This is a genomic window from Spirillospora sp. NPDC049024 (assembly GCF_040649235.1).
Taxonomy (GTDB): Bacteria; Actinomycetota; Actinomycetes; order Streptosporangiales; family Streptosporangiaceae; genus Spirillospora.
In genome coordinates this window covers 1-22,369 of the sequence record NZ_JBEZFD010000046.1, presented here as the reverse complement: position 1 = coordinate 22,369, position 22,369 = coordinate 1, and the positions used below count along the sequence as shown (strand labels likewise).

Below are 22,369 nucleotides of genomic sequence, written 5' to 3'. Positions count from 1 at the left end.
ATGAGCGCCCCGGCCATGCAGGTCCAGGCGACCCCGCGCGCACCGGGCCGCCTGGCCCCGCCCGCGGGCCATGGTGCTGCCCCGGCTCCCGGGAAGGCGTCGCGGTCTCAGCCGCTGACGATGACGGCCGTCTGGGTCGCGAGGAGAAGCACCGCCTGGGCCACGACGAGGACCGGGCGGATCCGGGCGGTCACCGTCCAGGCGGACCGGAGCAGCAGCGCGCCGACGCCGGCGGCGCCGCTGCCCCAGAAGCTCCACCAGGCGATGGGCAGGAGGGTCTCCGCGGCCGGGTCGCACTGCTCCCCATAGGTGAGGCAGCGGCCGTACTCCGGGGTGGAGAGCACGCACAGCCAGGCGAGCACGGTGAGGGGCAGGAGCAGGGCGAGCGAGACGGCCGCGGCCACCCGCCAGCCCGAGCGCGTCCGAGGGGCGGTGGCGGTGTCATTCATGATCACAACCTCAGTGAACCGGCTTCCGGCCGCTCGACCGATCCGCTCCCGTACTCAGGTTCGCGCGGTGCGGTACTCAACTCGAGGACGACGGCCGCTTCAGTCGTTGTTCGTGTGCGTTTCAGCGACCACGCCCATGTCCTGAGTCATGAACCTATTCCCGGATACCGGCAGCAACGTGACCGGGTAGGTCCGTTGATGGCCGAAGAACCAGACCCTTCCCGCAGGGAACTTCAGTTTTCTGGATTCGCCGGGCCTGAGCGTCGCCCGTCCACCCGGAATGGGAGACTCGTGCTCGGTGTCGCAGACCCCGGACTGCCCCATGCACAACGTCACCGGAACGGCGAGCCGGTTGACCACAAGAACCCGGTCGGGGTCCGCCTCGATGCAGTCGGTGGACCACCCGGACGCGGTTATCGTCGCGCGCCCCCCTGGCGTCATCAAGCCTCCGCAGATCTCCTGCTGGAAGTAGGGATCGTCGGTCTTGGGGCCCCAGACCACAGGGACCCACAGAATCACCAAGAGGGACGCGACGATTAGGAAGACCGTCATTCCGCTCGACACGCGTTCTCGCTCGGGCATCCCGCCGGTCCTCCCCGTGCGAACCGAGTGTCCACCTCAGCCGTGCGTCTGGGCAAACGGTACGCAGCCCGATCATCCGGCGTCACCCGCAAGGGCGAGCCTTCGCGAAAACCCGTTGGCGGGCCGCGGCGGCCACTGCTACTTTTCGGGAGGCCGTGCGGCAGACCGAGGAGGTGGTACCCGTGAACACATCGACATGGGTGCTCCCCTCCGGGGTCACGGTCGGGCGATAGGTCGTCCGGGAGCGCCGTTCATGAGCACTCCCGAAAGGCACGACCATGCAGTTCACTTCTGAGCAGCGCCTCGACGACGGCGTCCTCGAACGCGACTTCACCCTTGGCGACATCCCCGGCATCCTCTGGACGCCCGGGTCCGCGTCCGCCTCGGCGCCGGTGCCGCTGATCCTGCTCGGCCACCCCGGCGGGCTGGACAAGATGCGCCCCCGGCTGGCGGGGCGGGCCCGGCACTCCGCGGCGGAGGGCGGCTTCGCCTCGGCCACCATCGAGCTTCCCGGCAGCGGTGACCGGCCCCGTTCGGCCGCCGCCGAGCAGGCCCGCGCCGACCTGCGCCGGGCGGTCGAGGCCGGTGAACCGGTCGGCGACGAGATCGTCGACCGGCTCGTCCTCCCGCTGGTCGACAAGGGGGTCCCGGAATGGCGGGCCGCTCTGGACGCCCTCCTCGCGCTGCCCGAGATCGGCGGCCCGGTCGGGTTCTCGGGGGGAGTGATCGCCATCGGCGTCCGGCTGGCGGTGGTCGAGCCGCGCGTCTCGGCCGCCGTTCTGTTCGCCGGGAGCTTCGTGCCCCGCGTCATCTTCGAGGAGGCCCGGCAGGTCACCATTCCGCTGCACGTCCTGCTGCAGTGGGACGACGAAGGCAACGACCGGCAGGCGGCCCTGGACCTGTTCGACGCCTTCGGCTCCAAGGAGAAGACCCTGCACGCCAACATGGGCGGGCACACCGGCGTCCCGCGGTTCGCCGGGGACGCCGCGGCGGCGTTCTTCACCCGGCATCTGAGCTAGCCGCCGGCAGGCCCCGCACGAACGCCCCGATCGCGGCGGTACCGGCCATCGGCCGTACCGGCCGGTCGGGGCGGCTCGGCGGCGACGGGCCGTGGGCCGAGCCGCTCGGCCCATGCGGCGCTGAAGATCAGCCCTTGCCGCGGGCGTCCCGGATCAGGTCGCGGACGCGGTCGGCCACCGAGGCCATCGGCCCGGCGAGCATGTTCTTGGTGGCGGACTCCACTCCGGGGTGCGGGTGCGTGGGCGCGGTGGCCTCGGCGGCGCGGACCGCGGCGGCGAAGCCCTTGAGCTGGGCCGGGCTGAACTGGTCCTTGAGCCGGTCGAACTCGTAGCGCTCCTCGGCGCGGGCGTGGGTGAGCACGTCGATGCGCAGCTTGTCGAGCGACTTGAGGAAGCGCGGGTCCTCGATGTCCATGCCGTCCAGCTCGGAGAGCAGCTCCTTGGCCTCGCGCTCCTCGGCGAGGCGGTCGTCCACGATGCCGTCGCCGCCGGGCAGGCGCCGCGCCATGGGGTGGATGATCTCCTCCTCGGCCGTCTCGTGGACGGCCAGCAGCTTCACCAGCTGCTGGAAGGCCTTCCGGCGCTCCTTGCCCTCGGAGTCCATGACCTCGTCGAACAGGTCCCTGATCCGGCCGTGCTGCGCGCGCAGCAGGTCGACGACGTCCTCGGTGGTCTCGGCGTTCGCGGGTGTGGTCCGCATGGGCCTTCCTCGCTTCCTCGCCCGGCCGCTGCTCCTGCCGGGCGCTGTACGTGCAGATGGGCGTGCTGGTGAGACGGTGCTGAAGGGTGGGCGATGCGCGGCCCGTACCCAGCGCCCCTCGGCCTATGCGAATGGCTCTCGCCCGTTCGGGCAGGGAGTCGGTCAACTCGGGACCAATCTTGAGAAACACGTGCTCGGAGAGGTGCAGAACAGGACGCCCCGGGTACGCGCACCGGTCGTCAGCCCGAACAGCACCCGCAGGAAGGGACGAGCCTGGTGGCCTTCAACCCGCTCGAACACCGCGGCATCCCGCTCGACGACCAGCTGCGCAACTGGTCCCAGCTGGACGTGGCGCCCGTCGACCCCGACAAGTCCGATCCCTACACCCGCTGCCGCATCATCACGATGAACGGCATCGAGGTGGAGGCGATCATGTTCAGCCACCACTTCAACCGCATCTGCCCCGACCTGGAGGTCAAGCAGAAGCTGGCGGAGGTCCGCAACATCGAGCAGCAGCAGCAGAAGGTGGTCAACTGGCTGCTGCCCGGCCAGGCGTCCGTGCTGGAGACGACCATCGCCTACGAGCAGGTCGCGGTCGACCTGACCGGCTGGGTCGCCCGCCAGGAGCCCGACCCGTACCTCCAGCAGGCCTACCAGTTCGGGCTGCTGGAGGACTTCGACCACCTCTACCGGTACTCCAACCTGTACGAGATGATCGAGCACCGCCGGGCCGAGAAGATCGTCGACCAGCTCACCGAGGTGATGCCGGGACGTCCCGGCCACCTCCAGCACCGCCACCCGGTCGACAACGTCCGCGAGCACTACGACCGCGAGGCGGCGGCGCCGATCTCCAAGCTGCACGCGCTGACGATCATGGCGGCCGAGCAGCAGACGATGAACTTCTACATGAACGTCGGCCCGATGTACATGGAGCCGATCGCCCGCCAGCTCTACCAGGACATCGGCCTCATCGAGGAGGAGCACGTCACCCACTACGAGTCGCTCGTCGACCCGGGGGAGACCTGGTGGGAGCGGCTCGTCAACCACGAGTACAACGAGTGCTACCTGTACTACTCGTTCATGCAGACCGAGTCCGACCCGCGGGTCAAGGGCATCTGGGAGCTGCACCTGAACATGGAGCTGGAGCACCTGCGGATCGCCTGCGACCTGATGCGCCGCCACGATGGCCGCGACCCGGAGAGCATCCTGGCGCCCGCACTGCCCGAGCCGGTCACCTTCGAGCCGAACAAGCAGTACGTGCGCGAACTGCTGGCCACGCAGATCGACTACACGACGCTCGGCACCGGGTACGTCCAGGAGGCCCACCGCCGCTTCGAGGAGTACCAGGACAAGATCCACGCCGAGCGGTCGCCGCAGGAGCGCGTCATCGAGGAGCACCGCGCCAAGTTCGGCGACGAGTACCGTCTGGAGACCGACGGCCCCCACCCGGTCCAGCACCTCCGCGACCAGCCCGCCAGCTGACCCGGCCGAGGGCGCTCACCCGCTCCGCCGGACCGCGTCCGGGGCCGGTCGGCGCCCGGCTCAGGGGTGGAGGACGCGGTAGCGCAGGTGCATGACGGCGCGCGCGGGGTCCTCGTCCTCCGGCGTCGTCAGAGTGCGGACCAGGCGGAGTTCGGTGTGTTCGGGCGGCAGGTGGTCGAACAGGCGACGGCCCTGCCCGAGCAGGACGGGGACGACGTGGAGTTCGAGCTCGTCCAGCTCCCCGGCCCGCAGCAGCGCCTGCGCGGCGCCCGCGCCGTGGACCATCACGTCGCCGTCCCCGGCCGCCGCGCGCGCCCGCTCGGCGCATTCACGAACGTCGGTGACATAGCGGACGCTGCCCGGCGGCGGGTCGTCCGGGACCGAGTGGGTCAGGACGAAGATCGGCACGCCGTCGTGGTGGTCGCCCTGCCAGCGGCCGGCGAGTTCGTAGGTGCGGCGGCCCGCGACGACCGCCCGGGTGGCCATCGCCTCCTGGTACACCTGCCCGCTGGGCCCCGGCTCGTTTCGCCGGTCGAGCCAGTTGAAGAGGCGGAAACCGCCGGTGCCCAGGGGAGCGTCGGGGCCGTCGTCCGGTCCGGCGACGTAGCCGTCCAGGGAGATCGTCATGTAGAGCCTGATGGTCGCCATCGGCTCAGCCGGCCTGGACGGCATAGGTGAAGGGCGTCATGGTCGCGTTCCTTTCGTAACGGCCGCGCGGGGGCCTGACGGGTGTCGGCATCCCGTCCAGCATGCGAGATGCCGGAGGCGCGGCTGAATCCCAGGTTCCTGGGATGGCTCGACGGGGCCGCTGTAGGCTCGGCGCGTGGCCAACGCGGCGGCGCCGGGACGCGTCCGCGACGACCTCGTGAGGCTGGCCCATCGCGGCCTGGCGGTGGCGGAGTTCTCGCGGGCCGTCGGCGACGTGCTGGGCCGCGTCGTGCCCGCCGAGGGCACCTGCCTGATGACGACCGACCCGGCGACCCTCCTCCCGACCGCCGAGTACGTGGAGAACGGCCTGCCCGCGCCCGAGATGCGGCGCCTCCTGGAGATCGAGGCACGCGAGCCCGACTTCAACAAGTGGGTCCAGATCGCCCGCGCGGAGCGCCCGGCGGCCAGCCTGAGCGAGGCCACCGCAGGCGATCTGGAGCGCAGCCTGCGCCAGCGGGAGATCCGCAGGCCCGGCGGCTTCGCCGACGAGCTGCGCGTCGTCCTCGCGGGCGGCACCGGGACCTGGGGCGTGCTGACCGTGTTCCGCGAGGCCGGGCGCCCGCACTTCGCCCCGGCCGAAGTGCGGCTCGCGGCGTCCCTGGCGGCGCCGATCGCCGACGGGCTGCGGCGCGGCCTGCTGCTGGAGGGCGCGTGGGCCGGTGACACCGACGCCGGCCTGCTGGTCCTCGACGCCGACGACGGCGTGACCATGGCCAACGAGGCCGCGGACCACCGCCTGGACGAACTGGGTGCGGGCGACCGACCCGGCGCCCGGCTGCCGCTGGTCGTCCACGCCGTGGCCCGCCAGGCGCGGGCCCTCTTCGGGACGGACGCGGGTGAGCGGCCCGATCCGGGCGCCGTCCGGGCGGCCGGGGCCCGGGTGCGCACCCGGACCGGCCGATGGCTGGTCGTCCGGGCCTCGCTGATGGGGGACGGCCCGGACGCGCCGGTCGCGGTGATGCTCGAAGCGGCCCGGCCCGCCGAGCTGGCGCGGCTGATCGTGGACGCGTACGGCTTCACCGCGCGGGAGCGGCGGGTCACCGAGCTGGTCGCGCAGGGCCTGTCGACCAGGCAGATCGCCGGACGGCTGCGGGTGACGCCCTACACCGTCCAGGACCACCTGAAATCGATCTTCGCCAAGTCGGGCGCCGCGTCCCGCGGCGACCTGGTGGCCCGGCTGTTCTTCACCCATTACGCGGGCCCGCTGGAGGCGGGGCCCGCGGCCCGGCCCCCCGCCGGGTGGCCGTAAGCGGTCACCATGCCCCGGCGCCTGATGTGCTGGGGTTGGAAGGAGGCGCCGGGGCTGACACTTCCCGGCGCGCGGCTTTCGATGGCGGTAGGAGGCTGCAATGGGTGTGCGGTACAGCCTGTACGACTACGGAATCCAGCAGGATCCGTATCCCGTTTACGCGCAGTTACGGGAGGAGGCGCCGGTCCACCGCAATGACGAGGAGGATTTCTGGGTCCTGTCGCGGCACGAGGACGTGACCGCGGCGTTCCGGGACTTCCGGAGGTTCTCCAGCGCCAACGGGATCCTGCTGGAACCGTCGGTGTGGGGGCCGCAGGCGCGCAGGCACGCGTCGTTCCTCGCGATGGACCCGCCCGAGCACACCCGGATGCGCGGGCTCGTGGCGAAGGCGCTCACCCCGCGCCGCGTCGCCGACCTGGAGCCGCGGATCCGCGACATCGCGCGCGGCCACCTGGACCGGGCGCTGGACGGCGCGGAGTTCGACCTCGTGGCCGACTACGCGGCGCCGTTCCCGATGGACGTCATCTCCGAGCTGCTCGGCGTCCCGGAGGCCGACCGCGGCGAGCTGCGGCGGCTGGCCGACGCGATCGTGCACCGGCAGCAGGGCCTCCAGGACGGGACCCGGGCCTGCCGCGAGGCGATCCCCGCCCTGGCGGGCCACTTCCACGACCTGATCGCCGAGCGCCGCGCGCGGCGCCGCGACGACCTGGTGTCGGCCCTGCTGGACGCCGCCGAGGGCGGCGACCACCTGACCGAGGCCGAGATCATCGGCGTGCTGTTCGTCCTGGTCGCGGCCGGCACCGGGACCGCCACGAACCTGATCTCCAACGCCTGGCACTGCGCCTGGCGGCATCTGGACCGCCCGTCCGCGGCGTTCGGGCGGGTCGGCGACTGGATCGAGGAGACGCTGCGGCTGGAGACCCCGGCGCAGGCCGACGGGCGGACGGTGACCGGGGAGTTCACCCTGCACGGCGTGACCGTCCCGGCCGGGGCCCGCGTCCTCCTGGTGCTCGGCGCGGCGAACCGCGACCCGCGCGCGTTCCGCGACCCCGACCGGTTCGACCTGGCCCGCGACACCACGGCCAAGATCAGCTTCGGGTCGGGCCGGCACTACTGCATCGGCGCGGACCTGGCCCGGCTGGAGGCCCGGATCGCACTGGAGGAACTGGCGGCCCGCGTCGGCGACTACGACATCGACGAGGCCCGCGCCCGGCGCCTCGCCTCGCCATACGTGCGCGGCTTCGCCGAGCTGCCGACCACCGCCGTCCGCAGGTCGGACCGCTAGCCTCACCCAGGCGGCCCGTCGGTCCGCGTTCGAGCCGGATCGTGACGCCGCCCATCCGGAGGGGCGCCGGCCGCACGGCGGCGATCACGTCAACCCCGCACGGGCTCAGGGCGTCGAACTGTCATGGGGCCTGAAGGCGAGCTGGTCGTGTCGGACCCGAACAACGCATCGAACCCGGGCGACGCCCCGGCGTACCGTCTGGCGACGGCGAGCATGGTGCTGGGCGTTCTCGGGTTCCTTCCTTTCGGGCAGTTCGCCGTCGTGGCGATCGTCATGGGGCACGTCGCGCGCAGGCGGATCAGGCGGACCGGCGAGGGTGGCCGGGGCCGGGCGACCGCGGGCCTGGTCCTCGGCTATCTCTTCACGTGCCTTTGGGCGGGCATCCAGGGCACCACCGTGTGGGCCTACGGCGTCGCCTTCCACCTCTGGTGACACGCTGCGTCGTCTGACCTGCCCCCGGCCGGCCGGCCCTCAGGCGTGCTCGCGGTAGCGCGGGTTGGTCGCGTGCCATTCGAAGCCGCCGCCCATCCAGGCGCGCAGGCCGCGGAGGAACCGCTGGAGCTCGGGGGAGGGGACGGCCGCCAGGTCCCGGTGGCCGGCCTCGAAGTCGCGGACGAGGTCGTTGTGGAGGCCCACGGCGGCCTCGGTCGCCTCCTCCACCGAGCAGCCCCGGTCGGCGGCGATCAGCAGGACCAGGTTGCAGACCGGGTTCTCGTCGGCCGCGTCCTTGGCCACCGAGTGCAGGTCGTTGACGATCACGCTCGCCGTCCCGGCCCGGAAGGCGGCCCGGCGGACGCGCGGATCGTAGAACAGCCGGCCCGGCACCTCGTAGCCGCCGACGACGTCGATCAGCGTCATCGAGGTGTAGAAGCTGTCGTGCTGGCGCGCCGCGAGGTACTCCCAGGCGGGCGGGTGCTCGCCGGTCTCGCGCCAGGCCGCGTAGGCGGTCCAGCTCACGAACATGGCGAAGGTCGAGTAGCAGACGCGCTGGACCTGGGCGTGGGACGCGTGGCGTCTCAGATGGCCGACGGCCGAGCCGAGCATCCGCAGGACGAGGTCGTCGTGCAGGGCCTCGCGCAGCGGCGGGGTGAACTCGCCCGCCGGCGGGACCGGGTCCATGGCCGACATCACCAGCGTGAGGCGCTGCGGCAGCCGCGCGGGCACGGCGCCGAGCGCGGTGTCGTCGGCGTAGTAGTCGTCGGCCGCCCACCAGGCCGCGTTCAGCTGTGCGGCGACGAGCAGGGCGTCGGGGTCGTCGGTGTCGGGGTGGGCGAGGGTGACCAGCCGCCCGAAGGCGGCCTTGCCCAGCGCGTCGAGCTCGTGGTCGTCGAACCCGCGGTCGCGCGCCCAGGCGAGCAGCCGGGCGTCCACCTCGGCGGCGAGGGCGTCGTCGACGCGCTCGACGACCGGGCAGTACAGCGGCGAGTGCGACCCGTCGCCCCAGTCGCGCTCGACGTAGCCGGGCCCGCCGCCGCCGACCGGACGCGGATGCGTCCCGGCCAGGAGGTCGCCGTACGGCACCTCCCGGCTGGGCCACGCCGCGGCGATCAGCGACGGCAGGGACACCGCGCCGGTCCCGGGGCCGGACGGTCCCGCCGGGCGGGGTTCCGCGGACGGGCCGTACGGCGCGTGGCGGCCGCTGCACCCGTGGTGCGTCGCTTCCATGTAGTGCTCACCTACCTCTGCCCGAAGGCGCCCGGTCCGGCGTTGACGGGGGTCAGATCCGATCGGCGGCGATGAGCAGGTACTGGAAGCTGCCGTCGCGGTAGGCCTCCAGGAAGGCGCCCTCGATGCCGGTCGCGACCGACGACTTCTCGCGCAGCTCCCAGTACGGGATCGTGTCGGCGGTCAGGTCGACCACGGTGACGGGCACGAGCCGGTTGGCGGCCATCGCGCGGAAGTAGGCGCTGCGCGGGTGGATGTCGCACACGTAGTGGGCGTTGATCGTGGACACCGCCCTGGACGGCAGCCCGTACACGTCGTTGTAGCAGCCGGTGATGGTGACGTACCTGCCGCCGCGGGCGAGCAGCCGGGAGTGCTCCGCGAACAGGTCGTCGAGGACGGTGTACATCGTCGACTCGTTGTTCCAGACCGCCTGGAACGCGCCCGCCTCGAAGCCCGTGTCGAGCATGTTCTTGAAGTGGAACCGGACCCGGTCCGACACGCCGCGCTCGGCGGCCTGCTCGTTGGCGAAGTCGACCTGGGACTGGGAGATCGACACGCCGTCGACCCGGCAGCCGAAGGCGGCGTTGGCCATGATGCTGGAGCCGCCGCGCCCCGAGCCGGCGTCCAGCAGCCGGTGGTCGGGCCGGATGTCGCCGAGGTGGTCGAGCAGGAACCGGGCCTGGGCGTTCTCCAGCCGGTGCAGCTCGGTGATGATCGCCTGCTCGCGGGCGTCCTCCGGGGTCTCCAGGACCGACCAGTCCACCTCGCCGATCCCGTAGTGGTGGTGGTAGATCCCGGACACGTCGCCGAGGCGCAGGTTGACGGGGTTGCGCTCGGTGTTCCAGTAGGTGGCGACGTCGTGCTGGTAGACGCTGGCGATGGCCGTCATGAACGCTTTCCTTTACGCGGTCGGGGGGTTCGGATCACGGGTTGAAAGCTAACGGTGACCGTCCGTGTCCGAAAGGGCGGTGTTCAGCACAGAAGGAAGGCACCCCCGTAAGGGGAATGTTCCACCCCGGACACTCCCGTGCCGCCCGTGCCGTCCGGGATGCGCGGTCCGTCCGGAAAAGGCGTGCTGCCTGGTCAGGGGCGTGCTATCCGAGCAGGCGGCGTGGCTCGCGGCCCTGGCGGTGCGGGTTGCTGACTGCCAGGTAGAGCAGCACCATGCCGACGATCTGGGCGAGGTGGTAGACCGACGTCGGGTCCAGGGCGACGAGGCGGGTGAGGCCCGGGTCGATCGCCTTGGCCGCGGCCGCCGCGGCGCTGGCGCCCAGCGCGGCGATCACCGGCCCGGCCATCGGGTGGCGGTGCAGGGCAGCCCAGCCCCACAGCGCGAGGATGCACACCATCGTCAGGCTCTCGCAGGCCAGCAGGGCGCCGACCCCGGCGTGGCCGGTGACCGCGAGGACGGCGTAGGCGCCGATCCCGACCGAGCGCAGCAGCCAGAACGTCCTGCCGTGGCGCGGGCCGAGCACCTCGGCGACGGTGGCCGCCAGCAGGTAGGACACCGCGACGACGACCATGGCGCTGATCAGGGCCCAGCTCGCCCCCGACCACCGCTCGGAGTACTTGACCACGCCGTGGTGGACGAACCCCGCGAGCGCCGCGATCCCGGCCCACCAGAAGGACCTGCGCCAGTGCGGATGCGCCGCCTGGGCCCGTCCCAGCCGGACCGCGAGCGCCACCACGACCAGGCCGAGGGCGAGGTCGCTCAGTGCGGGCGCGGGTTCGGCGAGCATGTTCCGCACGCTACCGGCACGGTCTCCGGAGATCCTCGGTCGGCCGCCGCCGCGCCGGGAGCATGAGGGGCGGGGCCGAGGGTAGCCCCGCCTTGTGGACGTCGACCTGGTCGAGGACGGCCCGTACCGGTTCCGGATCGAGCCGGTGGGCGCCATGCGCGTGCCCGGCGTGGTGTTCGCGTCGCGGGAGCTGCTGGCGCCCGCGGACAACGCGGTCGGGCAGGTCGCCGCCGTCGCCACGCTCCCGGGAGTGGTCGAGGCGTCCTACGCGATGCCCGACATCCACCTGGGGTACGGGTTCCCGATCGGCGGCGTGGCGGCGACCGACCCGCGCGAGGGCGGCGTGGTCTCGCCCGGGGGCGTCGGGTTCGACATCTCGTGCGGCGTCAGGCTGCTCGCGGCGGACATCGACGCCGCCGGGCTCGGACCCGTCCTGCAAGACCTGATGGACGGCCTGGACCCCGTCATTCCGCGCGGCATGGGCAAGGGCGCGGTCTGGCATCTGCCCGGACGGCGGGAGCTGACCGGCATCCTCACCGGTGGATCGCGGTACGCGGTCGAGCAGGGCCACGGGGACGAGCGCGACCTGCGCCGGTGCGAGGACGGCGGGGCCGTCGCCGACGCCGACCCCGGCCCGGTGAGCGAGCGGGCCGTCGAGCGCGGCGCCCGCCAGGTCGGCAGCCTCGGCTCCGGCAACCACTTCCTGGAGGTGCAGCGGGTCGACGAGGTGTACGACGCGGACGTGGCCGAGGTGTTCGGGCTGCGGACCGGGCAGGTCTGCGTCATGATCCACTGCGGCTCGCGGGGGCTCGGCCACCAGATCTGCACCGACCACGTCCGGGCGATGGAGCGGGCGATGCCGCGGTACGGCATCGAGGTGCCCGACCGGCAGCTCGCCTGCGCCCCGGTCGACTCCGCCGAGGGCCGCGCCTATCTCGGCGCGATGGCGGCGGCGGCCAACTACGGCCGCGCCAACCGGCAGCTGCTCACCGAGGCGGCGCGCCGGGTGTTCCAGCGGGTCGCGGGCGCCCGGCTCGACCTGGTCTACGACGTCTCGCACAACCTGGCCAAGCTCGAAGAGCACGCCGTGGACGGACGGCGGCGCCGGCTGTGCGTGCACCGCAAGGGGGCCACCCGCGCGCTTCCGCCCGGCCATCACGATCTGCCGCCCGACCTGCGCGAGGCCGGTCAGCCGGTGCTGATCCCGGGGACGATGGGCACCTCGTCCTACGTCCTGACGGGCGTGCCGGGCGGGCCCGCGTTCTCCTCCACGTGCCACGGCGCCGGACGCACGCAGAGCCGCCATCAGGCCGCTCGCGGCGTCAGCGGCAAGCAGTTGCGGTCGACGCTGGAGGAGCAGGGCATCGCGGTGCGGCCGTCGTCGTGGCGCGGCCTGGCCGAGGAGGCGCCGGACGCCTACAAGGACGTGTCCGCCGTGGTCGAGGCGGGCGAGGGCGCTGGGCTCTGCCGCAAGGTCGCCCGCCTCGTCCCGCTGGGCGTCGTCAAGGGCTGACCCGCCGGTCACGCGCGCCGGTCACACATCGATGGTCACGGCGCAGGACCAGCCGCGGGCGTCCCGGCCGAAGCGCAGGTCGTGCAGCGACACCGCCTTGGGCACCGCTCCCGTCCCGGCCGCCTCCGCCGCGTCCCCGGTCGGCAGCCGGGCGGTGAGCCCGCCGCCCGGCGCCTCGGCGATCTCGGCGGCCAGGGCGAGGACGCCGTCCACGTCCAGGCGGTAGATCACCTCGTCCAGCACGGCCACGAGCAGGTCCGCGTCGGGTCCCGGCGGCACGTCCATCCGGATCTCGCCCGCCGGGCGGACCCCTGAGACGTCGGCGAACGACTCCACCAGCCCGGCCACCGCCTCGGTGACGCAGCGCTCCCGCGTCGGCCCCCACGCCTCGATCCGCAGGTCCGCGGTGTGCGGGACGCCGCGATGCCCGCTCCCGGGATGCGACATGACCGGACGGCTACCCGGCCGCGGCCAGGCGAAACGGCGCCGGGCGCGCCGTTCCCGCTCGAAGATCATCTGGGCCCCGGGCGAGCGGCATGGTGACGCAAAATCATGACCCGCGCGGCGCCTCGCCCTCCGCGGACGGGAAGTGTCCCCTCTGGAGGTGGACTGTGGACAGGAACGCGAGGACGAAGGCGTGCGCGGCGGCCGCGGCGGGGGCTCTGGTGCTCGCCGGATGCAGCGGCGGCACCGAGAACGCCGAGAACGCCGGGAACACCGCGTCGGGCCAGACGTCGCCGCCGGTCTCGGGGGCGGGAACGGACCTGGAGCGGCAGTACGAGAGGGTCGTGGACGCCGTCCTCCCGTCGGTCGTGAAGATCCAGACCGATCAGGGGGAGGGGTCGGGCGTCGTCTTCGACGCCCAGGGGGACATCGTCACCAACGCCCACGTGGTCGCCGGGGCGAGGAAGATCGAGGTCACCTCCTCCGGCGGCGGGTCCCCGGCGAACGCCTCCCTGGTCGGCGCGTTCGCCGCCGACGACCTGGCCGTCGTCCGGGTGAAGGGCGGGTCGCTGAAACCGGCCTCGTGGGGCGAGTCGGGCAAGGCGCGGGTCGGGCAGATCGTCCTCGCGATGGGCAACCCGCTCGGCCTCTCCGGGAGCGTGACGAACGGGATCGTCTCCGCGCTGCACCGCACGGTGTCGACCAAGGGGGAGGGCTCCTTCCAGGGGTCCACGATCGCCGACGCCATCCAGACGAGCGCGGACATCAACCCGGGCAACAGCGGCGGCGCCCTGGTCACGCTCGACGGCCAGGTGATCGGCATCCCCACCGCGGCGGCGTCCGACCCGCAGATCGGCGCCGCGGCGCCCGGCATCGGGTTCGCGACGCCGAGCGACACCGTCAAGCGGATCGTCCCGCAGCTCATCGAGTCGGGGAAGGTCTCGAACTCCGGCCGCGCCGCGCTCGGCGTCGTGGTGCGGACGATCGTCGACCCGCAGACCGGCCGCCGGTCGGTCGCCGTCGTGGAGGTGCAGAAGGGCGGCGGGGCGGCCGCGGCGGGGATCCGGCCGGGCGACCTGATCCTCTCGGTGAACGGCACCGCGACGCCCGACCAGAGCGCGTTGACCACCGTCCTGGCGAACCTCAAGCCCGGCGACAAGGTGAAGGTCGAGATCCAGAAGTCGGACGGCTCGAAGAGGCAGGTCCAGGTGACGCTCGGCCAGCTGCCCGGGGGCGGCTGACCTCCCGGGCCGCGGGTCCCCGTACCGGGTTGACGGCGACCTGTACGCGAGTACAGTGTACAAGCGTATAGGTTGCTGAACATCGGTACAGGGGTGGGAATGGCACCGCACGAGCGGGCCGAGGACCTGACTGGGCGCGCCCGGATCAGGGACGCGGCCCTGCTGGAGTTCGCCGAGCACGGAGTGAAGGGCGCGACGATCCGGGGCATCGCGAAGGCCGCCGGGGTGTCGCCCGCCCTCGTCCAGCACCACTACGGGACGAAGGAGGCGCTGCGCGCGGCCTGCGACGAGCACGTGATCGAGGTCATCCGCGAGACCAAGCAGGAGGCGCTGCAGGGCGGGATGGCCAACCCGAGCTTCCTCTCGATCGCCATGCGGACGGCCCGGCCGATCCAGCGCTACATGGCCCGCGCCCTGGCCGACGGCTCGGCGGCCGCGGCGGCGCTCTTCGACGAGGCCGTCGCGTTCAGCGAGGAGATGCTCGCGCGCGGCGCGCCCGGCATGGCCAAGCCGGCCACCGACGACCTGCACGGCTACGCGACGGTCATGACCGGCATGAGCTTCGGCCTGATCGTCCTGCACGAGCACATGTCCCGGTCGCTCGGCGCCGACGTCCTGATGGGCGACGGCTACCCCCGGATGGCGCTGGCGATGCTGGACGTCCTCGACGACCGGCTCCTGTCGCCCGAACTGGTCGCGCAGACGCGCGCCGCACTGAAGAACCTGCCCGCCGCCGGCGGGCGGCCCCTCGACGAGGAGGACCGGTGACCCCGAACACGCCCCCCATATCCGTCTCCGGACTGGTCAAGACCTTCGGCCGGACCCGCGCGCTCGACGGCCTCGACCTGACCGTCAACCCTGGTGAGGTGCACGGCTTCCTCGGCCCGAACGGCGCCGGGAAGTCGACCACCATCCGCGTCCTGCTCGGCCTGCTGCGCGCCGACGGCGGCACCGTCCGGCTGCTCGGCGGCGACCCGTGGCGGGACGCGACCGAGCTGCACCGCCGGCTCGCCTACGTCCCCGGCGACGTCACGCTGTGGCCGAACCTCTCCGGCGGCGAGGTGATCGACCTGCTCGGCCGGATGCGGGGCGGCGTGAACGCGCGCCGCAAGGCCGAGCTGCTCGACCGGTTCGAGCTCGACCCGCGCAAGAAGGGCCGCGCCTACTCGAAGGGCAACCGGCAGAAGGTCGGGCTCGTCGCCGCGCTGGCGTCCGACGCCGAGCTGCTGCTGTTCGACGAGCCCACCTCTGGCCTGGACCCCCTCATGGAGGAGGTGTTCCAGGAGTGCGTAAGAGAGGAACGGCGGGACGGCCGGACGGTGCTGCTGTCCAGCCACATCCTCTCCGAGGTCGAGGCGCTGTGCGACCGGGTGACGATCATCCGCAAGGGCGTCGCGGTCGAGTCCGGGACGCTGGCCGAGCTGCGGCACCTGACCCGCACGTCCATCGACGCCGAGCTGGCGTCACCGCCGGACGGGCTGCCGCTGCCCGGCGCCCACGACGTCCACGTCGACGGCAACAAGATCCGCTTCGAGGTGGACACCGCCGAGCTCGACTCGGCGCTGCGGCAGCTGACCGAGCTCGGCGTGCGGAGCCTCAGCAGCCGCCCGCCGACGCTGGAGGAGCTCTTCCTGCGCCACTACAAGGACGAACTCGCCCCGGAGGCGACGCGATGAGCGCCACGGTCCAGGAGGCGCGGCCGGCCGCGCCCTCCCGCGCGACCCCGATGCGCGGGCTCACCGGGACCGGCGGGCTGGTCCGGCTGATCCTGCGGCGCGACCGGTTCCTGCTGCCGTCCTGGGTGATCGTGCTCGCGCTGATCCCGATCAACTTCGTGGCGGCCACCGAGAGCCTCTACCCGACGGCCGCCGAGCGCCTCAAGTACGCGCAGACGACAGGGACGAACCCGACGTTCCTCGCCCTGTACGGGCCGCTGTACGACTCCGGCCTGGGCGGCATCATCGCCCAGCGCTCCGGCTTCCTCCCGGTGGTCGTCGCGCTGATCAGCGCGCTGACCGTCGTCCGGCACACCCGGACCGAGGAGGAGGCGGGCCGCCGCGAGCTGCTCGGCGCCACCGTCACCGGGCGCGGCGCCGGCCTGGCCGCCGCGCTCATCGTGACCATGGCGGCCGACCTCGCGCTCGGCGCCCTGCTCACCGCGGGCCTGGTGGCCCAGGGCCTGCCGGTCGCGGGCTCGCTGGCGTTCGGCCTGCAACTGGCCGCCGCCGGATGCGTCTTCGCCGCCGTCGCGGGCGTCACCGCCCAGCTCAGCGAGGGCGCCGGCGCCGCCAGGGGAACGGCGATCGCCGCGCTCGGCGCCGCGTTCGTGGTCCGGATGGCCGCCGACGTCGGCGGCGCGGGCAACGGGCTGTCGTGGCTGGGCTGGCTGTCCCCGCTCGGCTGGGAGAACCGCCTGCGCGCCTACGGCGGGGAGCGCTGGTGGACGCTCGCGCTCGTCGCCGCGCTCACCGCCGCCCTCGTCGCCGCCGCGGGCGTGCTGTCGGCCCGCCGGGACGTGGGCGCGGGAGTGCTGCCGCCGAAGCTCGGCCCCGCCGACGCGCCGCGCCTGCTGTCCGGGCCGCTCGGGCTCGGCTGGCGGCTGCAGAGCCGCGCCCTGTACGGGTGGCTCGCCGGGTTCGCCGCGCTCGGCGTCGTGTACGGCGCGGTCGCGGGCGGCGTCGGCGACATGGTGAAGGACAACCCCGACCTGGAGAAGATCTTCACCCGGCTCGGCGGGCAGGGCGGGATCACCGACGCCTACTTCGCCTCGATCGTGGGCATGCTCGGCCTGATCGCCTCCGCCTACGCCGTCTCGGCCACGCTGCGGCTGCGCACCGAGGAGACCGGGCAGCGCGCCGAGCCGCTGCTCGCCACCCCCGTCGGGCGGCTGCGGTGGGCGGCCGGCCACCTGGTCTTCGCGCTGCTCGGGCCGGTCGCGCTGCTCGCCGTCGCGGGCCTGGCCGCCGGGCTGGCGCACGGCGTGGACACCGGCGACCCGGGCCGCGTGGTGCCGCGCGTCCTCGGCGCCGCGCTCGCGCAGCTGCCCGCCGTCTGGCTGGTCGCGGCGATCGCGCTCGCGCTCTTCGGCCTCGCCCCGAGGATCACCGCCGGCGCCGCCTGGGCCGCGGTCGGGGTCTTCGCGGTCGTGACGCTCTTCGGAGCCGGGCTCGGCCTCGACCAGTGGGCCCTGGACGTCTCGCCGTTCAGCCACGTCCCGAAGCTGCCGGGGCACGAGTTCACGCCCGCGCCGCTGCTCTGGCTCCTCGCGGTCGCGGCCGTGCTGTCGGCGCTCGGCCTGATCGGATTCCGGCGCAGGGACCTCTCCACCGGGTGACCCCTCGGGTGAGACCCCTGTCACCGGGGGAGAGGCCACCTGCGGCGGAAAATCGACGGGCCTCTTTCGGAGCCAGCCGTTAGATTGGCCCGGTGAAATCCCGAAAGCCCCTCGCCGTATGCGTGTTCTGCTCGTCCAGCGGCAAGATCGACCGCCGTTACGTCGACCTCGCCGCCGAGGTCGGCGCCGAGCTGGCCCGGCGCGGCCACAGCCTCGTCAGCGGCGGCGCCCAGGTGTCGTGCATGGGCGCCGTCGCCCGCGCCGCGCGGGCCGGCGGCGCCCGCACGGTCGGCGTGATCCCCGAGGGGCTGGTCAGCGTCGAGATCTCCGACGAGGACAACGACGAACTGGTCGTCACCGCCGACATGCGGACCCGCAAGGGCGAGATGGACAGGCGCAGCGACGCGTTCCTCATCCTGCCCGGCGGCATCGGCACGCTGGAGGAGCTGTTCGAGGTGTGGACGGCCCGCGTCCTCGCCATGCACGACAAGCCCGTGGTCATCCTCGACCCGACCGGCGTCTACGAGCCGCTGCGCGAGCTGATGGTGGGCCTCACCGACCAGGGCTTCGCCCGCCCCAAGATCTGGGACGCCATCGGCTGGACGAGCACCGTCCCCGAGGCGTTCGACCTCCTGGAGCGGGCGCAGCCCCGCATCGAGTTCTCCCCCGAGGACTACGCGGAGGCCGAACTCTGACCCGCGGCCGACCGGCTCCGGCGGCCCGCGGCACCGTCAGTCGTGCTTGCGGCCCGGCATGTTCTCGTACATCTCGGTGAGCTTCTGACGGAAGCCGCGGGCCGCGATGCCGACCTTCTGCGGGTCCTTGATGCCGGCCTTGACGGCCTTCTTCGCCTGGTCCTTCATGATGTGCGGCGGGATCGGGGCGATCTCGTTGTCCACCACGAACTCCAGGACCACCGGGCCGTCGCTTGCAAGAGCCTCCTGCCAGGCCTCGGTGACCTTCTTCGGATCGTCGCAGTAGATGCCCTTGAGCCCCGCCAGCTCGGCGAACTTGGCGTAGGGGAAGTCGGGGATGCTCTGCGAGCCCTCGTACTTCGGGTCGCCGCCCATCGCGCGCTGCTCCCAGGTCACCTGGTTGAGGTCCTGGTTGTTGAAGATCGCGAAGATCAGCGGCGCCGCGCCGGCCATCCGGTCGGCGTACCGCTTCACGGTGATCATCTCGTTCATGCCGTTCATCTGGAACGCCCCGTCCCCGACGAACGCGATCACCGGGCGGTCGGGGTAGGCGAACCGCGCCGCGATCGCGTACGGGACGCCGGGCCCCATCGTGGCCAGGGTCCCCGACAGGGAGGCCTTCATGCCGTCCCGGAGCTTGATGTGCCGGGCCCACCAGTTGGTGCCCGAGCCGGAGTCGGCGGTGAGGATGACGTCGTCGGGCAGGAGCGGGGACAGCTCGTGCGCGACGGCCTGCGGGTTGATCTTGCCGTCGAAGCTCTGGCCCGCCCGCTTCTCCATGACCGTGTTCCAGGCGCGGACGTTCTCCTCGATCTCCTCCCGCCAGGAGCGGTCCTCCTTGCGCCGCAGCAGCGGGATCAGCTCCCGGAGCGTCTCCTTGGCGTCCCCGACGACGTGCGCGTCCATCGGGTAGCGGATGCCGATCATGCGGCCGTCGATGTCGATCTCCACGCCCTTGCAGCTGCCCTCGTCCGGCAGCCACTCGGCGTACGGGAAGCTCGTGCCGATCATGAACAGCGTGTCGCAGTTCATCATCATCTCGTCGCTGGCCTTGGAGCCGAGCAGGCCGATCGGGCCGGTGACGAACGGCAGGTCGTCCGGGACGACCTCGCGGCCGAGCAGCGCCTTGGCGATGCCGGCGCCGAGCAGCTCGGCCGTCTCGATCACCTCGGCCTCGGCGTTCGCGGCGCCCTGGCCGATGAGCATCGCGACCTTCTGCCCCTCGTTGAGGATGTCGGCGGCCTTGCGCAGCTCCTCCGGGTCCGGCAGCACCCGCGGCCGGCTCCACCCCACGCTGGAGTAGACCGAGCCGTGCTCCTTGGGGGGCGACGGCACCGCGTCGGACTCCTGGACGTCCTCCGGAATGATGATCGTCGCGACGCCGCGGGTGGTCAGGGCCGTCTTGAACGCCCGGTCGATGACGTGCCGCATCTGGCCGGGGTGCATGACGATCTGGCAGTACTCCGAGACGTCGGAGAAAAGGTTCTCGAGGTTGACCTCCTGCTGGTAGTGCGTGCCCTGCGCCAGGCGCTTCTGCTGCCCGACGATCGCGACGACCGGCTGGTGGTCCAGCTTCGCGTCGTACAGGCCGTTCAGCAGGTGGATCGCGCCCGGCCCGGACGTCGCCGCGCACACGCCGACCTCGCCGGTGAACTTCGCGTGGCCGCAGGCCATGAACGCGGCCATCTCCTCGTGCCGCGTCTGGATGAACTCCGGCTTCCCCTCCGCGCGGTCGAACGCGCCGAGCATCCCGTTGATGCCGTCGCCCGGGTATCCGTAGACGCGCTCCACACCCCAGTCGGTCAGCCGCTGGAGCACGTAGTCGGCCACTTGCTGCGCCATCGCTGTCTCCTTCGTCGTCATCGGTCCGTCATCGCCGCAGCAGCCTGGCCGCGCCCGCTGCGGCCCCCGCCGCGGCCCCGGCCGTCGCGGCCCCGACCAGGTACTTGTGCCGCCCCGCCCACACCTGCGGGCTCCTGGCGTGCGCCTGCTCGTCGAACCGCCCGTGGCTGCCGTGGTCGCGGTCGCCCGCGGCGTCCGCGGGCTCCCACAGGTTCGCCGGCTGGTCCGGCCTCGTCCGCTTCTCGGTCTGCTGGGACTTGAAGCCCGTCCGGGCCAGGTAGCGGTCCAGCAGCCCCGTCGCGAACTTGTCGGCGAGGATCGTGCCGACCGTGCTGCCCCCGACCCAGTACTCCCGGCGGCGCGGGTGCTCGGCGGCGTGCACGAGCGCGTCCGCCGCGATCTCCGGCTGGTAGATGGGCGGGACGGGCTGCGGGCGGCGCGGCAGCCGGTTCAGCACCCAGTCGAACTGCGGGGTGTTGACCGCCGGCATCTGCACCATCGTCACCTTCACGCCGCTGCGCTCGTGCATCAGCTCCGCCCGCAGCGAGTCGTGCAGCCCCTGCACGGCGTGCTTGGAGCCGCAGTACGCGCTCTGCAGGGGGATGCCGCGGTAGGCCAGCGCCGACCCGCACTGGACGATCACGCCGCGGTCGCGCGGCATCATCCGCCTGAGCGCGGCCCTCGTGCCGTTGACGTAGCCGAGGTAGGTGACCTCGGTGGTCCGCTTGAACTCCTCGGGCTCGATCTCCCAGAACGGCGCGAACACCGAGGAGAACGCCACGTTGACCCACACGTCGATCGGCCCGAGCTCCCTCTCGGCCGCCTCCGCCGCCGCGTCCACCGCGCCGGCGTCGGCCACGTCCACGCTGATCGGCATCGCGCGCCCGCCGGCGGACTCGACGTCCGCCGCGGCCCCGCGCAGCCCCTCCTCCCCGCGGGCCAGGAGGGCCACCCGCGCCCCGCGGCGCGCGAACGCCACCGCGGTGGCGCGTCCGATGCCGCCGGAGGCTCCCGTCACCACGACGACCGTTCCCTTACCGATCTTTTGCTTCATGTTCATCCCCATGACGGCGGCGCTGGATCCGGCACAGTGACCCACTGCCCGAGTCGAGGGCTCTGTAACAACGGCCCCGCCGGGGCCCGCCGGCCCTCGGATACGGTCGTGATGTGCGCACTCGCGCCCCCGCCGTCGCCGAAGGAGAAGAATGAGCGCCGATGTCCCCGCCTCGCGGGAGCTCGCCGGGATCGCCGAACTCGCCGCCCGCGCCACCGGGGACCGCCTGCGGACGGCGTTCCGCTCGCGCCCCGAGGTCGACCTCAAGCGCGACATCCACGACCCGGTCACCGTCCACGACCGGGCGGCGGAGGAGACGATCCGCGAGGTGCTGGCCGAGCACACCCCCGGCAGCGTCGTCGTCGGCGAGGAGGGCGGCGTGGGCGGCGGGGACGGCGACCTGCGCTGGTTCGTCGACCCGATCGACGGGACGGCCAACTTCGCCGTCGGCCTGCCGTTCTTCTGCGTGTCCATCGGCGCCGCCATCGGCGACGAGCTGGTGGCGGGCGTGGTGTACGACCCGGTCCGCGAGGACATGTTCACAGCCTCGCTCGACGGCGCCACCTGCAACGGCGAGCCGATCCGCAGCCGCGGCGCGACCCGCGACGAGACCGCCGTCGTCGCCACTTCCTACCCGAGCGCCTACGACCTGAGCCTCGGGCGCGAGGAGGCGCTGCGTCGCTACGGCCGGATGGTGGACGCGTTCGCCACCGTCCGCCGCCCGGGCAGCGCCGCCCTCACCCTCGCGCACGTCGCCGCCGGATGGGTCGACGCGGCCTACGACTCGTCCATCAACGCCTGGGACATCGCCGCCGGGCTGCTGCTGGTCAGGCAGGCGGGCGGGACGTACGTGCCGCTCCGCGGCGAGCCCGGCGGGCACGACTGGGAGGCCCCCGGGTACCTGGCGTGCGTGGGCGGCTTCGACCTGGCCGGCTCCGTCATCGCCGAGGTCGCGGACTACAAGCCCGCCGGGTCCTGAGCATGGCGGCGGGGCGCGCCGGCGGGGCGCCCCGCGCCGCGTTGACAGCCGTTCGTGATCTTGAGGAGACTCGGCCTGGCCGGTGGCGCGGACCCGGCGCCGCGCGTTTCGCGGACAGGGACGGTGAACGATGATCGATGCGCTTGTGCGGCGGGTGGCGGGATGACGCCCGGCACGGGTTCCGTGCCGGGAGAACGCGCCGCGCGGATCGCGGCGCTGGCCGAGGTGCGGGCGGTGCGTCCGGAGGCGGTCGCCGAGGCGGCCGGGCGGCGGGCCAGGCGGGGGTCGCTGCTGGGGGAGTCGGGGCGGTTGATGCTGCTGGCCGCCGATCATCCGGCGCGTGGCGCCCTGGCGGCCGGTGGTGATCCGCTGGCGATGGGCGATCGGGG

Annotated in this window: 23 protein-coding genes; 13 read left to right on the top strand and 10 right to left on the bottom strand. The window is 73.0% G+C overall.

Annotated features, from left to right (window positions below; translation table 11 throughout):
- Positions 1–107: 107 nt before the first annotated feature.
- Both AB0C21_RS42655 and AB0C21_RS42650 read right to left on the bottom strand, forming a co-directional pair.
- A complete protein-coding gene (locus tag AB0C21_RS42655) occupies positions 108–449 on the bottom strand; it encodes a hypothetical protein (protein ID WP_500212176.1) in 342 nt (113 codons plus the stop codon).
- A 99-nt stretch (positions 450–548) separates the two neighbouring features.
- Positions 549–1,031 carry a hypothetical protein gene (locus AB0C21_RS42650; RefSeq protein WP_500212175.1) on the bottom strand — a complete coding sequence of 161 codons (483 nt, stop codon included), beginning with the start codon at positions 1,029–1,031 and terminating at the stop codon, positions 549–551.
- 278 nt (positions 1,032–1,309) lie between these two features.
- On the opposite strand from AB0C21_RS42650, the gene AB0C21_RS42645 reads away from it, so the two are divergent.
- The gene (locus AB0C21_RS42645; RefSeq protein WP_500212173.1) at positions 1,310–2,050 is read left to right on the top strand and encodes a dienelactone hydrolase family protein; all 741 of its coding nucleotides are present in this window, start codon (positions 1,310–1,312) and stop codon (positions 2,048–2,050) included.
- A gap of 127 nt (positions 2,051–2,177) precedes the next feature.
- Here AB0C21_RS42645 and AB0C21_RS42640 read toward each other — a convergent pair whose 3' ends face one another.
- Positions 2,178–2,750, bottom strand: coding sequence for a hemerythrin domain-containing protein (locus AB0C21_RS42640; protein WP_500212171.1), 573 nt, complete (start codon positions 2,748–2,750; stop codon positions 2,178–2,180).
- Between the two features lie 276 nt (positions 2,751–3,026).
- Between AB0C21_RS42640 and AB0C21_RS42635 the strand changes: the two genes are divergently transcribed.
- A complete protein-coding gene (locus AB0C21_RS42635; RefSeq protein ID WP_500212170.1) occupies positions 3,027–4,232 on the top strand; it encodes a hypothetical protein in 1,206 nt (401 codons plus the stop codon).
- 60 nt (positions 4,233–4,292) lie between these two features.
- Here the strand turns inward: AB0C21_RS42635 and AB0C21_RS42630 are convergent, their stop codons facing one another.
- Positions 4,293–4,880 (bottom strand): dihydrofolate reductase family protein, encoded by a 588-nt coding sequence (locus tag AB0C21_RS42630; RefSeq protein ID WP_500212168.1) that lies wholly within the window; start codon positions 4,878–4,880, stop codon positions 4,293–4,295.
- Between the two features lie 175 nt (positions 4,881–5,055).
- Here AB0C21_RS42630 and AB0C21_RS42625 point away from each other — a divergent pair, with 175 nt between their 5' ends.
- The 3 genes from AB0C21_RS42625 (at position 5,056) to AB0C21_RS42615 (ending at position 7,906) form a co-directional block, all read left to right on the top strand.
- Positions 5,056–6,189, top strand: a complete 1,134-nt coding sequence (locus tag AB0C21_RS42625) for a helix-turn-helix transcriptional regulator (RefSeq protein ID WP_500212167.1) — start codon at positions 5,056–5,058, stop codon at positions 6,187–6,189.
- A 100-nt stretch (positions 6,190–6,289) separates the two neighbouring features.
- A complete protein-coding gene (locus tag AB0C21_RS42620) occupies positions 6,290–7,474 on the top strand; it encodes a cytochrome P450 (RefSeq protein ID WP_500212165.1) in 1,185 nt (394 codons plus the stop codon).
- 123 nt (positions 7,475–7,597) lie between these two features.
- Complete coding sequence (locus tag AB0C21_RS42615; protein ID WP_500212164.1) at positions 7,598–7,906, top strand: DUF4190 domain-containing protein; 309 nt, start codon at positions 7,598–7,600, stop codon at positions 7,904–7,906.
- 39 nt (positions 7,907–7,945) lie between these two features.
- On the opposite strand, the gene AB0C21_RS42610 is transcribed toward AB0C21_RS42615, so the two are convergent.
- The 3 genes from AB0C21_RS42610 to AB0C21_RS42600 all read right to left on the bottom strand — a co-directional run bounded on the left by AB0C21_RS42610 (position 7,946) and on the right by AB0C21_RS42600 (position 10,878).
- Positions 7,946–9,139, bottom strand: a complete 1,194-nt coding sequence (locus tag AB0C21_RS42610; RefSeq protein WP_500212162.1) for a family 2 encapsulin nanocompartment cargo protein terpene cyclase — start codon at positions 9,137–9,139, stop codon at positions 7,946–7,948.
- Between the two features lie 52 nt (positions 9,140–9,191).
- The gene (locus AB0C21_RS42605; protein ID WP_500212160.1) at positions 9,192–10,028 is read right to left on the bottom strand and encodes a geranyl diphosphate 2-C-methyltransferase; all 837 of its coding nucleotides are present in this window, start codon (positions 10,026–10,028) and stop codon (positions 9,192–9,194) included.
- A 205-nt stretch (positions 10,029–10,233) separates the two neighbouring features.
- The gene (locus tag AB0C21_RS42600; protein ID WP_500212159.1) at positions 10,234–10,878 is read right to left on the bottom strand and encodes a DUF6962 family protein; all 645 of its coding nucleotides are present in this window, start codon (positions 10,876–10,878) and stop codon (positions 10,234–10,236) included.
- 94 nt (positions 10,879–10,972) lie between these two features.
- Here AB0C21_RS42600 and AB0C21_RS42595 point away from each other — a divergent pair, with 94 nt between their 5' ends.
- Entirely contained in the window at positions 10,973–12,391 is a 1,419-nt protein-coding gene (locus AB0C21_RS42595) for an RtcB family protein (RefSeq protein ID WP_500212157.1), read from the top strand.
- Between the two features lie 21 nt (positions 12,392–12,412).
- Here AB0C21_RS42595 and AB0C21_RS42590 read toward each other — a convergent pair whose 3' ends face one another.
- Complete coding sequence (locus AB0C21_RS42590) at positions 12,413–12,838, bottom strand: archease (RefSeq protein ID WP_500212155.1); 426 nt, start codon at positions 12,836–12,838, stop codon at positions 12,413–12,415.
- A gap of 164 nt (positions 12,839–13,002) precedes the next feature.
- Here AB0C21_RS42590 and AB0C21_RS42585 point away from each other — a divergent pair, with 164 nt between their 5' ends.
- From AB0C21_RS42585 to AB0C21_RS42565, 5 genes are all read left to right on the top strand, one after another.
- Positions 13,003–14,076, top strand: a complete 1,074-nt coding sequence (locus AB0C21_RS42585; RefSeq protein WP_500212153.1) for a S1C family serine protease — start codon at positions 13,003–13,005, stop codon at positions 14,074–14,076.
- A 99-nt stretch (positions 14,077–14,175) separates the two neighbouring features.
- On the top strand, positions 14,176–14,844 hold the full coding sequence (locus tag AB0C21_RS42580) for a TetR/AcrR family transcriptional regulator (RefSeq protein WP_500212151.1): 669 nt from the start codon (positions 14,176–14,178) through the stop codon (positions 14,842–14,844).
- Complete coding sequence (locus AB0C21_RS42575) at positions 14,841–15,752, top strand: ABC transporter ATP-binding protein (protein ID WP_500212149.1); 912 nt, start codon at positions 14,841–14,843, stop codon at positions 15,750–15,752. Before AB0C21_RS42580 ends, AB0C21_RS42575 begins: the two co-directional genes overlap by 4 nt.
- On the top strand, positions 15,749–17,410 hold the full coding sequence (locus tag AB0C21_RS42570; RefSeq protein ID WP_500212147.1) for an ABC transporter permease: 1,662 nt from the start codon (positions 15,749–15,751) through the stop codon (positions 17,408–17,410). The genes AB0C21_RS42575 and AB0C21_RS42570 overlap by 4 nt, the downstream gene beginning before the upstream one ends.
- A gap of 92 nt (positions 17,411–17,502) precedes the next feature.
- Positions 17,503–18,105 (top strand): LOG family protein, encoded by a 603-nt coding sequence (locus AB0C21_RS42565; RefSeq protein WP_500212145.1) that lies wholly within the window; start codon positions 17,503–17,505, stop codon positions 18,103–18,105.
- 36 nt (positions 18,106–18,141) lie between these two features.
- On the opposite strand, the gene AB0C21_RS42560 is transcribed toward AB0C21_RS42565, so the two are convergent.
- Together AB0C21_RS42560 and AB0C21_RS42555 are read right to left on the bottom strand one after the other, a co-directional pair.
- Positions 18,142–19,947, bottom strand: coding sequence for a thiamine pyrophosphate-requiring protein (locus AB0C21_RS42560; protein WP_500212143.1), 1,806 nt, complete (start codon positions 19,945–19,947; stop codon positions 18,142–18,144).
- 28 nt (positions 19,948–19,975) lie between these two features.
- Positions 19,976–21,001 (bottom strand): SDR family oxidoreductase, encoded by a 1,026-nt coding sequence (locus AB0C21_RS42555; protein ID WP_500212141.1) that lies wholly within the window; start codon positions 20,999–21,001, stop codon positions 19,976–19,978.
- A 151-nt stretch (positions 21,002–21,152) separates the two neighbouring features.
- On the opposite strand from AB0C21_RS42555, the gene AB0C21_RS42550 reads away from it, so the two are divergent.
- Positions 21,153–21,980 (top strand): inositol monophosphatase family protein, encoded by an 828-nt coding sequence (locus AB0C21_RS42550; RefSeq protein ID WP_353818661.1) that lies wholly within the window; start codon positions 21,153–21,155, stop codon positions 21,978–21,980.
- Between the two features lie 162 nt (positions 21,981–22,142).
- A partial coding sequence (locus AB0C21_RS42545) for a Cgl0159 family (beta/alpha)8-fold protein (RefSeq protein ID WP_500212138.1) occupies positions 22,143–22,369 on the top strand: 227 nt, incomplete at its 3' end.

Coding starts and splice junctions, on each gene's coding strand:
- AB0C21_RS42655 (WP_500212176.1), bottom strand. CDS start 449: ATGAATGACACCGCCACCGCCCCTCGGACGCGCTCGGGCTGGCGGGTG.
- AB0C21_RS42650 (WP_500212175.1), bottom strand. CDS start 1,031: ATGCCCGAGCGAGAACGCGTGTCGAGCGGAATGACGGTCTTCCTAATC.
- AB0C21_RS42645 (WP_500212173.1), top strand. CDS start 1,310: ATGCAGTTCACTTCTGAGCAGCGCCTCGACGACGGCGTCCTCGAACGC.
- AB0C21_RS42640 (WP_500212171.1), bottom strand. CDS start 2,750: ATGCGGACCACACCCGCGAACGCCGAGACCACCGAGGACGTCGTCGAC.
- AB0C21_RS42630 (WP_500212168.1), bottom strand. CDS start 4,880: ATGGCGACCATCAGGCTCTACATGACGATCTCCCTGGACGGCTACGTC.
- AB0C21_RS42620 (WP_500212165.1), top strand. CDS start 6,290: ATGGGTGTGCGGTACAGCCTGTACGACTACGGAATCCAGCAGGATCCG.
- AB0C21_RS42615 (WP_500212164.1), top strand. CDS start 7,598: ATGGGGCCTGAAGGCGAGCTGGTCGTGTCGGACCCGAACAACGCATCG.
- AB0C21_RS42610 (WP_500212162.1), bottom strand. CDS start 9,139: ATGGAAGCGACGCACCACGGGTGCAGCGGCCGCCACGCGCCGTACGGC.
- AB0C21_RS42605 (WP_500212160.1), bottom strand. CDS start 10,028: ATGACGGCCATCGCCAGCGTCTACCAGCACGACGTCGCCACCTACTGG.
- AB0C21_RS42600 (WP_500212159.1), bottom strand. CDS start 10,878: ATGCTCGCCGAACCCGCGCCCGCACTGAGCGACCTCGCCCTCGGCCTG.
- AB0C21_RS42590 (WP_500212155.1), bottom strand. CDS start 12,838: ATGTCGCATCCCGGGAGCGGGCATCGCGGCGTCCCGCACACCGCGGAC.
- AB0C21_RS42580 (WP_500212151.1), top strand. CDS start 14,176: ATGGCACCGCACGAGCGGGCCGAGGACCTGACTGGGCGCGCCCGGATC.
- AB0C21_RS42570 (WP_500212147.1), top strand. CDS start 15,749: ATGAGCGCCACGGTCCAGGAGGCGCGGCCGGCCGCGCCCTCCCGCGCG.
- AB0C21_RS42560 (WP_500212143.1), bottom strand. CDS start 19,947: ATGGCGCAGCAAGTGGCCGACTACGTGCTCCAGCGGCTGACCGACTGG.
- AB0C21_RS42555 (WP_500212141.1), bottom strand. CDS start 21,001: ATGAAGCAAAAGATCGGTAAGGGAACGGTCGTCGTGGTGACGGGAGCC.
- AB0C21_RS42550 (WP_353818661.1), top strand. CDS start 21,153: ATGAGCGCCGATGTCCCCGCCTCGCGGGAGCTCGCCGGGATCGCCGAA.